Raw genomic sequence first — 13,202 nt, forward strand, 5'->3', positions numbered from 1 at the left:
GGAACGCTAAACCTTAAGTCCATTATCCCAGTAATAGGAAAATGTCAGCCCAATACCAACCGATCGCTCAAATTAGTGTCGAAGAACTTGCCCAACGTCTCAATGATGGGGATACCGAAAGCTTACAGCTTATTGACGTGCGGGAAATACCGGAAGCTGCGATCGCTCATCTTCCTGGTTTCGATATTCTACCTTTAAGTCAGTTCGACCAATGGGCAGCCCAAATCCAAACTCGTTTCGACCCTCATGCCGAAACATTAGTCCTTTGCCATCACGGTATTCGTTCCGCCCAAATGTGTCAATGGTTAAGCTTGCAAGGTTTTACTAATGTAAAAAATATTACTGGTGGCATCGCTGCTTACGCAGAGCGCGTAGATGATAGTATTGCTCAGTATTAGCAGAATAGGTAATAAGTCACTACCAATATAGATAAGTTATTTGTTATCTTGTATAAATAAATTCAAATCATTCGTGAATTTATATGCAAAATCTTTAAATTAGATTGTGCTGTACTTTTAATTGACTATGCAAGTTCAGCTTACTAACAGACAACAACACATACTTTGGGCAACGGTACGCCACTACATTGCTACCGCCGAACCTGTGGGTTCTAAAGCTTTAGTAGAAGAATACAAATTGCGTGTCAGCCCTGCAACGATTAGAAACGCTATGGGCGTATTAGAGAAAGCTGGCTTACTCTATCAACCCCACACGTCAGCAGGTAGAGTTCCGTCTGATTCTGGCTACCGCATTTATGTCAACGATCTAATTAGTCCTTCTGACGTATCAACGCGCCAAGTAGAACAAGTCTTACACGATTTGCGGAAATGGGAAGATTGGAGTTTGGAAGCTTTGTTGCATGGCGCAGCCCAAATTTTGGCAACAGTTAGCGGCTGCATTACTCTCATTACTATGCCGCAAACTAATACAACTACTTTGCGTCACCTGCAACTGGTACTGGTAGATCCAGGAAGGGTGATGGTAATTGTCGTTACCGATGACTACGAGACGCAATCGGCGTTGATGCAATTACCCTCTGTTGAGGATACTCAGCCCGATCCAGAAGTAGTAGAACGAGAGTTGCAAATTCTGTCTAACTTTCTAAATAGCCAACTGCGCGGGCGGAGTTTGGCAGAATTAGCCGTACTAGATTGGACGCAATTGGATCGAGAGTTTCAAAGTTACGGCGATTTTTTAAAAAGCTTTTTGGCAGATTTGACTCGGCGTAACAAGCCAACGGCTACTACGCAAATTATGGTGCGCGGTGTGTCGGAAGTATTGCGCCAACCAGAATTTTCTCAGTTGCAGCAGGTACAGACGATTATTCACTTATTGGAAGAAGAACAAGACCAACTTTTGCCTCTGATTTTTGAGGAACCAGAAGTAGGTAAGCGACGAGTAACGATTAGAATAGGCTCAGAGAACCCCTTAGAACCTATCCGTAGTTGTACTTTGATTTCGTCTACCTATCGTCGGGGTGCTGTTCCTGTAGGGAGTGTGGGAGTATTGGGACCTACGCGGATGGATTATGAAACGGCGATCGCAGTAGTTGAAGCGGCGGCTGATTACTTATCGCAAGCTTTAAGTTAATCGAGCGTTTGCAGTTATTAGAAATTATATCTATAAACATAAGTCAATACACAGATAGACTAATTTGTTACCAGCTGCGAATTATAAAATAAGTTAGCCCATTTGATTTATTAATTTCAAAAATAATAGTAGGCATGATTAAAAAAATTGGATTTATAGTTTTGTGGCTGGGATTTGTTACTTATGCTTTCTTTCTATCACCCCCAGAGCAACCAGGTACATTTGAATTAATTAAAAATCTATCTACTGGGAGATGGGAAGGCATTAATCCTTTAATAGTGTCTTTATTCAATATTATGGGCGTGTTCCCCATGATATATAGCTGTGTATTATTTATTGATGGTAGAGCGCAAAAAATATCTGCTGCACCTTTTGCTTTAGTATCTTTTGGCGTTGGAGCTTTTGCAATTTTACCTTACTTATTTTTGCGAGAACCGAATGCAGAGTTTCCTGGACAAAAAAATTGGTTAATTAAGATATTAGATTCTCGCCTAACTGGAGTATTACTGTTTATTGGAGCAGCAATTTTAGTTAGTTATGGCTTAGTAAATGGTAATTGGGGAGATTTTGCCCAGCAGTGGCAAACTAACCGTTTTATTCACGTTATGAGTTTAGATTTTTGCTTGCTTTGTTTATTGTTTCCTGCACTTTTGGGGGATGATATGGCGCGTCGAGGGATACAGAATCAAGCGTTATTTTGGACGGCAGCATTAATACCGCTTTTTGGTGCTTTGTTTTATTTGTGCGTGCGATCGCCTCTACCAGAAAAAAACCAAATATCCACCCCACAACCAGCATCTACATAATTAGTCTGACGTTGTTTGAGTAGGTTCTTCGCTTTAATTGCAGTAGCCTACTTACACTCTCAAATTTATGCTCAGAAAATTTGCTCTATGGTCAATATGGGTAGGATTTATTGCCTATATCTTACTGCTATCTCCACCGCTCCACTTACCAGAAACGATCGCTTTACTGGTAAAGATATTAACTTTCCAGTGGGGAGATGTTAACGCAGTTATTCTCTCTTTATTTTCTTTAATTGGCGTGTGGATCGGGATATACAGTTGTCTGCTGTTTTTTGATGGCAGAATGCAAAAAATACCCTTTTGGGCTTTTGCTGTAGCTTCATTAGGATCGGGAGTAATTGGCTTAATCCCTTATTTGGCGCTGCGCGAGGCAAATCAGGAGTTTAGGGGGGAAAAAAATAGCTTTCTCCGACTGCTAGATGCTCGCTCTACGGGTATAGCTATCACCTTATTTACGATCGCAGTAGTAGTTTATGGCATATTCGCTGGAAACTGGGCAGACTATATCCAGCAATTTCAAAGCGATCGCTTTATTCACGGTATGAGTTTAGCATTCTGCTTATTTGGCTTATTATTCCCTACTGTGCTGGGCGATGATATGGCGCGTCGCGGTTGGCTAAGTAACTCGCAACTATTTTGGATAATCGCCTTGATACCGCTGTTTGGACCTTTATTTTATCTGTGCATTCGTCCTACTTTGCGTGCGGATACGGCGTAAACAGCGATCGCTTTAGTACCTGTGTACTATGAATATAGGTAGATTGAGGAAATGCGTAAAAGTGACCAGTCAAAATAAACGAAATATTGCAAGCGTAATTAGGCAAAGCCTGCGTTCGGTATTTGCAGTATTTCAGTATAGTGGGAGGGCGGTAGGATTGGTGTGGGACACCAGCCGCACTCTTACAGTAGTCTTAGCAATTTTGACAATACTTGCAGGTTTATTGCCTGCAGCGATCGCCTACATTGGTAAATTAATTGTTGATAGTGTAGTTTTAGCTTCTCAATCTGGATTAGCAAGCGATCGCCATCGAGCTTTTCTTTACCTTGGATTAGAAGCAATTATAGTTGCCATTCTTGCAGGTAGCCAAAGAGGGTTAACTATTTCTCAGTCTTTACTGCGGGTATTACTAGGGCAAAAAGTCAACGTCTTAATTTTAGAAAAAGCTTTAACATTGGATTTAGCTCATTTTGAAGACTCCGAATTCTATGACAAAATGAGTCGGGCGCGGCGTGAAGCTTCTAGTCGTCCTTTGAGTTTAGTTAGCGGCACATTTAAGTTAGTCCAAGATACTATTTCTCTAATCACCTACGGCGGTTTGTTGCTGCAATTTTCTGGATGGGTGGTAGTAGTGCTGATTTTGGCTGCTGTACCTGCTTTTATTGCTGAAACTAAATTTGCTGGCGTAGCTTTTCGCTTATTTCGTTGGCGTGCGCCAGAGACGCGAGAACAAACTTATCTAGAAACTTTAATTGCTAGAGAAGATTTTGCTAAAGAAGTGCAGCTATATCAATTAGGTCCGATGCTGCTGCAACGCTACCGGAATATATTTAATCGCCTTTACGCCGAAGACCGCGATTTGACTCTAAAACGGGGTGTATGGGGATATTTACTAGGCTTACTTAGCACTGCTGCTTTTTACGTTGCTTATCTGTGGATTATTACCGAAGCGATCGCCGGACGCATTTCTTTGGGCGATATGACAATGTATTTAGTCGTATTTCGCCAAGGACAAACTACTTTTGCCAGTTTCCTAAGTTCCATCGGCGGGATGTATGAAGACAACCTATATCTATCAAATCTCTACGAGTTTTTAGAACAAGATATTCCTCAACCCCAAGGTAAGCGCACGCAAGGCTTAATTCCTGGCGATGGATTGCGGTTTGAGAACGTTTCATTTACATACGCAGGTAGCTTGGAACCTGCCCTAAAAAACGTCTCGCTGCACCTAAAACCAGGGCAAAAGCTAGCTATTGTGGGGGCAAATGGTTCGGGTAAAACTACGTTAATTAAGCTGCTCACACGCTTATATACCCCTAGTAGCGGACGCATTCTCCTAGATGGGTTGGACTTGCAGGATTGGGATATGGACGCGCTGCACAAACGTATTGGGGTAATTTTTCAAAACTTCGTCCGCTACCAATTTACAGTTGGTGAAAATGTCGGCGTTGGCGACGTGCAACACTTAGATGATGCAGCAAGATGGAATGCAGCCGCCGAAAAAGGCATGGCGTTACCATTTGTGGAAAAAATGCCCGATAAATTTCACACTCAATTAGGGCGCTGGTTTAAAGATGGACAAGAACTATCAGGCGGTGAATGGCAGAAAATAGCTTTGTCGCGGGCTTTTATGCGGACTAAGGCTGATATTTTGGTGCTAGATGAACCCACAGCAGCAATGGATGCTGAAGCTGAAGTCCAAATATTCGATCGCTTCCGCAGCTTGGCAAAACATCAAATGGCTATACTCATTTCTCACCGCTTTTCTACAGTGAGGATGGCAGATGCGATCGCAGTTTTAGCAGATGGCGAACTGATCGAACAAGGAACTCACCAGGAGTTATTGGCTGCTAATGGGCGTTATGCGCGGCTGTTTTCGCTGCAAGCAGCAGGATATCACTAAATATTTATACTAATTGTTTAAATACCTTGACTAATTGCTTGTTGAGTCGCTCGATATCGTGATAATTTTGGACAAATTCCCTGCCTGCTTTGCCCATTTCTCCCCAAATTCGCGGGTGTTCGATCAGATATTTCAGCTTTTGCGCTAAAGCATCTACATCTCGTTCGGGGACTAAAAACCCCGATACACCATCTTCAACTAATTCGGGAATACCACTGTGCAACGTGCTTAAGATTGGCAAACCCATAGCCATTGCTTCCATTAAAACAACGGGTATGCCTTCTTTATCTCCTTGTCTACTTGTAACGCTGGGAGCTAAAAAGATATCTGCTGTATCTAATATTTCCTTTACTTCTTCTTGCTGCTTCCATCCTAGTAGCTGCACTTGGCTAGCAACGTTTAGTTCGTGTACGAGTTCTTCTAGTTGAGTTTTCAACATTCCATCGCCGACAATTTGATATCTAATGTTGGGATAGAGTTTGGCTAGCTTGGCAACAGCACGAATACCGTACTCTACACCTTTTTTTTCCACAAGTCGGGCGATCGTTACAATCCGAACTGAGTTATCTGCATGGGGAACTCGCAAAGTAAACGCAAATTTTTGACAATCTATGCCCATCCGATGCACTAAAATTTTGTTGGGAGCGCAATTTAATCTAATTAGTTGCTGTCGCCAGAGTTCGCTGATAGGTAGTGCTAAATCTAATTTTTGCAGTAAATCGTCGTAAACGCGATCGCCAGCTTCTTGCAGGTACAAGCTAATATCTATACCATGAAAAACTGTAATTATTTTGCCGCGAATCGCACCAATGTCTTTTAATCCAGCAGCTTTTAATCCGCTCCAACCAAAATGACAGAGCAAAATATCATAAGATGAGCCTTTCTTTAGCCAAGGTCCTACTTCATAAAGTAGCGTGAACGGTCCTAGTCGTTTACCATGCTTAAAAACGTTTAATGCTCTAAGAGTAATACCTGGAGCTTTAAGAAAATTGGTTGCAAATAAATTAATAGCTTTGAGGATGCGCGGTAAGCGAGCTTTTGGCATTGGCACTGCGTAGTGAGTGCGTGCTAGCAGATGATATTTTTCTACATCTGGATGCACTTTAGGATCGCTTCTGCGCGTAGATGAATAAATATCAACCTCGTATCCTAACTCGATCAGTCCGACTATTTGGTTCAAGATGAACGTTTCGGACAAAGTTGGAAATTCGCTAACAACAAAAGCAATCTTCATTGATTTGGGTTGAAATTTATTAGTAAACTGCTTGCAAGCATGGATAATTTAGTATTTCCTAGTCAAAGAGGGCATTTGGGCAATTTTTCCTGAAGCAAGTAAAGATTGAGCCGAGCGCTTTTTAAAACTTTACGTGCAATCTTGACTTAGTTTAATATCGTTCCTCTGTGACAAGTAAAATTTATCTTTGATTACAGCTTTGAGAGATTAATGCTTTTATCTCCTATTTTTTAAAAAATGCCAATAAACTTTTAGGCTACATCGGCTGAAATTGTTAACTGGTAAATTTGCAATCAGTCTAGCTTTCCCAAACGATACAGACAAAACTCAGCGATCGCAACTCCTAAACTAAGTAATCATAAAAAAAGAGGCATTTTGCCTCTTTTGGAAACATCTAAGTGACACGCAGTCTTTTATACAAGTTTTAGGTCAGAATACTCTGCAATCAAGTCATCTGCCGTAAGAGTATCGCCTTCTGCTTGTGGTGTCCACAATACTTCAATTGCTAGCAATCTATCGCTCGATATGCCACCTAAAGCCCGCAATGCTTGATGCAAGTCATCAGCGCTATTGATAGGTGGTAGATCCAAATTACCCAAAGTAGCAGCTAAGAGAGTAACAATAATGTATTCTCCAGGTCCTTCAGTAATTAGGCGAGTCGGATTATCTAACGCGCCACCTTCACTAGATGCAGGTAAAGCAGCTTGAGGATTTGCAGATTTTAGCTGATTGTTGACGTTAGAAAGAGTTTCACCGCTAAACTTGCTCCGTTCAGCTAAAGATAAACGATTGAACTGAGATTCAGCAGCACCTAATAAGCTTTTTTGGGTATTGCCTCCAGCATAAACCCAATGTTCGGGGTGGCGTAGCAGCGCTAAAGAGGTTTCTTGGAGAATTTCTGCTCTACCTTCTGGAGAATTGGTATCAGCAGTTTCAGCAATGTGGTTAAGTTCCGCTTGCAGTTCGCGAGCATTTGCTAGCATCCCCACTTGTAAGCGAGTAATAGATACATTGGGATTGCTGCTATAACCTGCGTCGTCTACATCAGAGCTACTAGCACGACGGAAACTTTGCAGGAGGAAATTACCAACTGCTAAGAAAATCAAGATCGTAAATAAACCGCCAAATCCGCCGCCAATCCCAAAGAAGGGGAACACAAAGGGAAACCCAAACCCACCACCAGGGTAGCCATAGCCATATCCACCAGGATAGCCATATCCACCACCAGGAGGTGCATAAGTCCGGCTAGGAGGTGCATAAGTCCGGCTAGGCGCTCTAAACGAACCACCACCAATGCGTCCTCCACCAGCACGAGCCGCTAATGCTCCATCAGCGTGACCTAGTGCTAAAGTAGCGACAAGACCGAGGACAAATAATGGTTTTAACAGGGGTTTTATTGCCGAAAGCAGTTTGTTACGCATAACAGAGTTCCTAAAAAACAGTTTGTCGGCTCTAGTCGATTCCGATATCGGAAAGACATTTTACTTACTTGTGTCTACAAGTAGAATCAAGCCTAATTGCGATCGCTTCTTTGTAGAGCTACTGCAACTACATTTACCTTTTCTTCATAGGCTACTCTTATAATCTATCGCTTCTCATCCCTCCCAAGCAGCAAGCTAAAAGAGGGATTGCTGGGCGAGATAACCGAACATGGGAAAAGAGAGCAAGGGGGTTAGGGGGATCGACCGCCGCCGACGATGGTTACTACTTCTAAGCGATCGCCTGCTTGTAATATTGTTTCTGTCCAATACTGACGGTGTAAGATTTCGCCGTTGTATTCTACTGCTACTAAACGCGGATTAAAGCCTAGTTGTGCTAGTACGTCTGGGAGGTTAGTTTGTGGAGGACAAGTCGCAACTTCGCCGTTTACTTGCAGAGCGATCGCATCAGCCATGATTGTTGTTGTAATCTCCTTGCAATGCTTTGACGCTTTGACGGCGATTCAGTTGGGCGAGAAAATATTGGACGATTAAGGTAGGATGCTGTGCTTGCATCAAACTCCGTACTACTGCTACGCGCTCTGCGCCTGCACCAATTACATCGTTAACATTATTGACACTAATTCCCCCAATTGCAAACCAGGGAACTGTGGCATATTGAGCCGCATAACGCACGTAATCTAATCCTGCTGCTGCTTTACCTGCTTTAGTTGGTGTCTCGTAAACAGGACCAACGCCAATATAATCTGCTCCTTGTTCGAGGGCTTGCTGCATTTCTTCAGGGTTGGTGGTAGATGAGCCTACAATCCGCTGTCCTCCTAGTAGTTCTTTAGCTACACTTACAGGCATATCTTGCTGCCCTAAATGTACGCCATCGGCATTTGAGGCGATCGCGATATCAATGCGATCGTTCACTATAAATAGCGCCTCGTATTGATGGCACAATTGACACAATTTGGCTGCTGTCGCTAAACGCAGGCGATCGTCTGTATTTTTGTCTCGGTACTGAACGAGCGTCAATCCTCCTTGTAACGCCGCCTCAACTACGTTAAACAGCTGATTGGAGGGAGAAGTAACTAAATATAATTGCGCCGCTGCTAAGATTTGTTGCCGTTGGTTGCCCAAAAGCTGACTTTCTAAGGTATAAACTCGATAGCGCATTTGCTTGAATGCGCTGCCCATTGTCGGATGGTATAACTTGCCGTATTCTTCTATCACCCGCAACGCTTCTTGAACGCGCGAGAAATTTGCTTGTAATAACTGCTCAATACTGGCGCGTTGTTCTTCTTGAGGATGAGTCAGTTCTGTTCCAGGATCGCCTGGTGTATCTCTTGCCGAGCGTAATTCTAGGCTATGCCAACTAGCTAGCTCTTGACGTAATTGCTTGCACTCATCAGTGAACGGGGCGCTATTGAGTCCAAAGCGACACCATTCTTCTACTATTCGCAGCCCTTCGCGGGCGCGATCTAAATTGGCATCCAAGATGCGACAAACAGTTGCCTGCACTTGTACTCCTTGGTTATACAATCTGACCACCGGAACCAACGCATTGATTTTTTAATCGTATCAGTCAGCGTTCATATTTTCCCAATGTAACTATTACTTGACAAAAAGAAAGTAATAGCTGCTTCAAATTATCAGCTAGCCAGCAGTAAAGACAAGGCAAAATCTGTCTATATATAAGTTTTAATAATTGCTGGCTTCAGCCATTGATTTTAGGCAACATCGGCTGTATAACCGAAGCAAAATAGGTTGATTAGTACGTGAATTTGTAAAACTAGAGTGTGGTGGGAGGCTTGCTGTGAGGGAGACAAGGAGACAAGGAAACGAGTGGACAAGGGGGATATGGGGGATCGCGATCGCTTTGTTGTGTTTTAGCGATCCGGGGATGGCACAATCATCGTTAGGCGGTACAGTAGTTCCCGTCAGCACAACTACTTCGTCAGCTAGCAATCGGCTATTTGTTAATTCTGGTGGCAATAGTGCCAACGCTGATGGCAGTCAAAACGCACCTTTTAAGACTATTACTCAAGCTCTCCAGGTAGCACCGCCAAATAGTGTAATTATGCTTGCTAGCGGCACTTATAGCGCTGAATCTGGCGAGAAATTTCCCTTATTACTCAAGCCTGGTATATCTATTCAAGGCAATCCCCAATCAAAGGGACAGGGCATTATCATCCAAGGGGGCGGTACTTATATGAGCCGTACCTTTGCCAGGCAGAATATTACAATTTTAGGCGCTAATAATGCGGCGATTTCTGGGGTCACAATTACCAATAATAATCTTCGCGGTTACGGTTTATGGATTGAATCTACTAGCCCTGTTGTTACTAACAATACTTTTACAGGCAACAACCACGACGGGATCTCGATTACAGGCAGTAGTTCGCCTCAAGTTAGCAACAACTACTTTTATCAAAATGGCGCTAACGGGATGACGATTTACGGCACATCTCAACCCAAAATCCAGGAAAATGTATTTGAAAAAACTGGTTTTGGAATTAATATTGCTCAAAAATCAGCCCCAATCATTATAAATAACCGCATAGTACAAAATAGGTCAGGAATAGTAACTCAAGCTAGCGCCCGTCCCATATTACGCGGAAACGTAATTGAAGGAAATACTGAAGATGGGATAGTTGCGATCGCCCAAAGTCAGCCAGATTTAGGCACTCAAGCCGAACCAGGCAAAAATGTATTTCGCCAAAACGGGCGCTATGACATTAACGGTAGTGCCTCAAAACAAGTATTAGTAGCATTTGGCAACCAGCTAGCTAGCGATCGCATTAGTGGCAACCTAGACTTAAGCGGTACAGTTAGTCCACGCACCCAAATTGCCCAAAATATACCTGTAGCGCCACAGACACCGAGGATTGTACCTACAATCAATCGCTCGGCTGCTATGCCCAAATCGCCAAGGATTGTACCTACAATCAATCGCTCGGCTGCTATGCCCAAACCACCTGTAGTTAGCAACCCAATTGTCACGCCTAAACCACCAAGCAGCAATTCTCAACCTATAGTTGTGGTAAGAAATCGCCGCAATCCTATCGCGCCCACTGCAACTACTAACAACACAAGCGAGAGCGCAATTAATATTCCTGTTCCCCTTCCAGACTCAAATAGCGAACTACCAAGTGCAGAACCAGTTGAGATTGCAACTGTTCCCCAAGGTAGCAATTTAGGTAGCGTTGCTATTAACGATCTGCCCCCACAGCCAACAGTATCAGATCCACTTTCACCCCCGCCCATAGATAGAAATCTACCAGTGCTGGAGTCGGCACAAATTAGCGAAGCTGAACTTTTACCTGTTCCTGGAGGCAATATTCCAGTAGGAAACAGCCGCAAGTTACCCAAACCTACAGTAAATCGCAGTGCGCCAACTTCAACAGCCGGAGGTCCTCCTACACCCCCTACACAGGCGACTATTCTTGGTTTTCGCTATCGAGTAGTAGTAGAAGCAGATAGTAAAAGCAGGCAAGATTTCGTGAGATCGGTTGTTCCTGGCGCTTTCCGCACTTTTGCTAATGGCAAAGTGTTGATGCAAGTAGGAGCATATAAAGATCGCGCTGAAGCTGATGCCATGATGCAACTTGTTGGTAGTAAGGGCTTGAGAGGTGTTCTTGAGGAGTTAAATTAACTCGCAGGTATGGAATTAGTGATATTCACTGGCTTACAAGCCTCTGGAAAGACTACTTTCTACCGCGATCGCTTTGCTGCCACTCACGAACACATTAGTAAAGACTTATTTCCCAACAACAAAAATAAAAATAGAAGGCAGGAACAGTTAATCAAAGCCGCATTAGATGCAGGAAAATCGATAGTAGTTGATAATACTAACCCTACACCTGTAGAGCGTACGCCATTAATTGAACTTGGCAGCAGTTACGGCTGTGAAATTATTGGCTACTATTTTGCATCGCAATTAAGCTGTTGTTTGCAGCGAAATTCTGCGCGTACTGGTAAAGCCAGAGTACCGGATGTAGCTTTGTATGCCACTGCGAAAAAACTGGTAGTTCCCTCATATAGTGAAGGATTCGATCGGTTGTTTTGCGTCAAATTCAATCAAAACTCTCAGCAAGTTGAAGAGGTAGAACGTGGATAGCGATAGTTTTGATAAGAAAATGCGATCGCTAGAATATTTTCACAATCTGCGGCTGTTACCTGGCGCTTGGGTAGTTATTCGCGTCGATGGCAGAAGTTTTTCTAAGTTTACCGAACCGCGCTTTGATAAACCGTTCGATCTTAAATTTCATCAAATGATGGCTTTAACGGCTGAGGCGTTGCTGCAAGAACTTCAAGGCATTTATGCTTATACAGAGAGTGACGAAATTTCTTTGCTATGTGCGCCAAATTGGGATTTTTGCGATCGCTCTTTAGAAAAAATAGTCTCAATTTCTGCTGGTATCGCTAGCGCTACATTTACTCAAGCTTGTCAGCATATAGTGCATTTTGACAGCCGCGTTTGGTTAGGTGCAAACAAATCTCAAGTAATAGATTACTTCCGTTGGCGACAAGCAGATGCTACGCGCTGCGCCTTAAATGGTTGGTGTTACTGGACTTTACGCAAAGCAGGTAAAAGTATCGGACAAGCAACAGCTATGCTAGAAGGCAAGTCAGTAGCTTTTAAGAACGAGTTATTATTTCAACACGGCATCAATTTCAACGAATTACCAAGCTGGCAGCGACGTGGAATCGGCTTATATTTTGAGGAGTATGAAAAAGAAGGCTACAACCCTATTTTGCATCAAGCTATTGTAGTTAAACGCCGCCGGATTAAATGCGATCGCGATTTGCCGATGAAAGAAGCTTACGGAGAATTCATTAGTCAGATTTTAGATTCTGAGTCTAGCTCGTAGGGTGCGTTCTGCAGAACGCACCCTACAGTGCGATCGCGCTCTAGCTATATTTTGGGGTTAATAACTGAGGCACAGAATGCACCGCTTTTATAGAGATGCTTTAGCTAGATGGTAGGGTGCGTCTTCAAAACGTACCCTACAAACATACCTAGTTAGCCGTTGACTAAAACTGAATCGCCTTCAATTTTGGCTTGATAAGTTTTTAAGGGTTTAGCTGCTGGACCGTTGAGTACCTTACCATCTGCGCCAAATCGCGAACCGTGACAGGGACAGACGAATTGTTGCGATTTAGCTGCCCAGTTTACAGCACAACCTGCATGAGTACAGGTAGGATTTACCGCACTTAGCTTGCTGCCTGAAGTTGTCCGAACTACTAATACAGCACCTACAGGCGAATTTTTATTTAGCAATTGCTTATTTTTGTCCAACTGCGCCACAGTCCCTACAGCTTGGAACCCGCCTTTGTTAGTATTCGACTCTGCTTGCGTTGTATCGGACGAACAAGCCGCGATCGCAACAGGTAAAGAACTCGCCAACCAACCTACACCTACCCAGTTTATAAAAGCCCGACGGTTCATAGATTGCTTTACTTAACTTGCTTACTAACTTAATACTAATGCTGCTATTTCTGGCTACTTCAGCTTTTCATCTGT

Annotated in this window: 13 protein-coding genes; 8 read left to right on the forward strand and 5 right to left on the reverse strand. The window is 43.2% G+C overall.

The window, feature by feature from the left end:
• Positions 1-41 precede the first annotated feature (41 nt).
• The 5 genes from UH38_RS04050 to UH38_RS04070 all read left to right on the forward strand — a co-directional run bounded on the left by UH38_RS04050 (position 42) and on the right by UH38_RS04070 (position 5,017).
• Positions 42-398 carry a rhodanese-like domain-containing protein gene (locus tag UH38_RS04050; RefSeq protein ID WP_045053357.1) on the forward strand — a complete coding sequence of 119 codons (357 nt, stop codon included), beginning with the start codon at positions 42-44 and terminating at the stop codon, positions 396-398.
• A 127-nt stretch (positions 399-525) separates the two neighbouring features.
• Complete coding sequence (gene hrcA / locus UH38_RS04055; protein WP_045053358.1) at positions 526-1,590, forward strand: heat-inducible transcriptional repressor HrcA; 1,065 nt, start codon at positions 526-528, stop codon at positions 1,588-1,590.
• Between the two features lie 134 nt (positions 1,591-1,724).
• A complete protein-coding gene (locus UH38_RS04060; RefSeq protein WP_045053359.1) occupies positions 1,725-2,396 on the forward strand; it encodes a hypothetical protein in 672 nt (223 codons plus the stop codon).
• A gap of 67 nt (positions 2,397-2,463) precedes the next feature.
• On the forward strand, positions 2,464-3,114 hold the full coding sequence (locus tag UH38_RS04065; RefSeq protein ID WP_045053360.1) for a hypothetical protein: 651 nt from the start codon (positions 2,464-2,466) through the stop codon (positions 3,112-3,114).
• 61 nt (positions 3,115-3,175) lie between these two features.
• Positions 3,176-5,017, forward strand: coding sequence for an ABC transporter ATP-binding protein (locus UH38_RS04070; RefSeq protein ID WP_235355060.1), 1,842 nt, complete (start codon positions 3,176-3,178; stop codon positions 5,015-5,017).
• Positions 5,018-5,021: 4 nt separating this feature from the next.
• Here the strand turns inward: UH38_RS04070 and UH38_RS04075 are convergent, their stop codons facing one another.
• The 4 genes from UH38_RS04075 to UH38_RS04090 all read right to left on the reverse strand — a co-directional run bounded on the left by UH38_RS04075 (position 5,022) and on the right by UH38_RS04090 (position 9,196).
• Positions 5,022-6,251 (reverse strand): glycosyltransferase, encoded by a 1,230-nt coding sequence (locus UH38_RS04075; RefSeq protein WP_045053362.1) that lies wholly within the window; start codon positions 6,249-6,251, stop codon positions 5,022-5,024.
• A gap of 413 nt (positions 6,252-6,664) precedes the next feature.
• The gene (locus UH38_RS04080; RefSeq protein ID WP_045053363.1) at positions 6,665-7,672 is read right to left on the reverse strand and encodes a DUF1517 domain-containing protein; all 1,008 of its coding nucleotides are present in this window, start codon (positions 7,670-7,672) and stop codon (positions 6,665-6,667) included.
• 251 nt (positions 7,673-7,923) lie between these two features.
• Positions 7,924-8,145: a sulfur carrier protein ThiS gene (thiS, locus tag UH38_RS04085; protein WP_045053364.1), complete on the reverse strand. Its 222-nt coding sequence runs from the start codon at positions 8,143-8,145 to the stop codon at positions 7,924-7,926.
• Complete coding sequence (locus tag UH38_RS04090; protein WP_200892282.1) at positions 8,138-9,196, reverse strand: thiamine phosphate synthase; 1,059 nt, start codon at positions 9,194-9,196, stop codon at positions 8,138-8,140. The genes thiS and UH38_RS04090 overlap by 8 nt, the downstream gene beginning before the upstream one ends.
• A gap of 295 nt (positions 9,197-9,491) precedes the next feature.
• On the opposite strand from UH38_RS04090, the gene UH38_RS04095 reads away from it, so the two are divergent.
• The 3 genes from UH38_RS04095 to UH38_RS04105 are packed head-to-tail and all read left to right on the forward strand — an operon-like array spanning position 9,492 to position 12,549.
• Positions 9,492-11,330, forward strand: coding sequence for a DUF1565 domain-containing protein (locus UH38_RS04095; protein WP_200892283.1), 1,839 nt, complete (start codon positions 9,492-9,494; stop codon positions 11,328-11,330).
• Between the two features lie 9 nt (positions 11,331-11,339).
• Entirely contained in the window at positions 11,340-11,795 is a 456-nt protein-coding gene (locus UH38_RS04100; RefSeq protein ID WP_045053367.1) for an ATP-binding protein, read from the forward strand.
• Positions 11,788-12,549: a tRNA(His) guanylyltransferase Thg1 family protein gene (locus tag UH38_RS04105; RefSeq protein ID WP_200892284.1), complete on the forward strand. Its 762-nt coding sequence runs from the start codon at positions 11,788-11,790 to the stop codon at positions 12,547-12,549. The genes UH38_RS04100 and UH38_RS04105 overlap by 8 nt, the downstream gene beginning before the upstream one ends.
• A 152-nt stretch (positions 12,550-12,701) precedes the next feature.
• Here the strand turns inward: UH38_RS04105 and UH38_RS04110 are convergent, their stop codons facing one another.
• Positions 12,702-13,127, reverse strand: coding sequence for a QcrA and Rieske domain-containing protein (locus UH38_RS04110; RefSeq protein WP_045053368.1), 426 nt, complete (start codon positions 13,125-13,127; stop codon positions 12,702-12,704).
• Positions 13,128-13,202: the final 75 nt, after the last annotated feature.

Source organism: Aliterella atlantica CENA595 (assembly GCF_000952155.1).
Classification (GTDB): Bacteria; Cyanobacteriota; Cyanobacteriia; order Cyanobacteriales; family Chroococcidiopsidaceae; genus Aliterella; species Aliterella atlantica.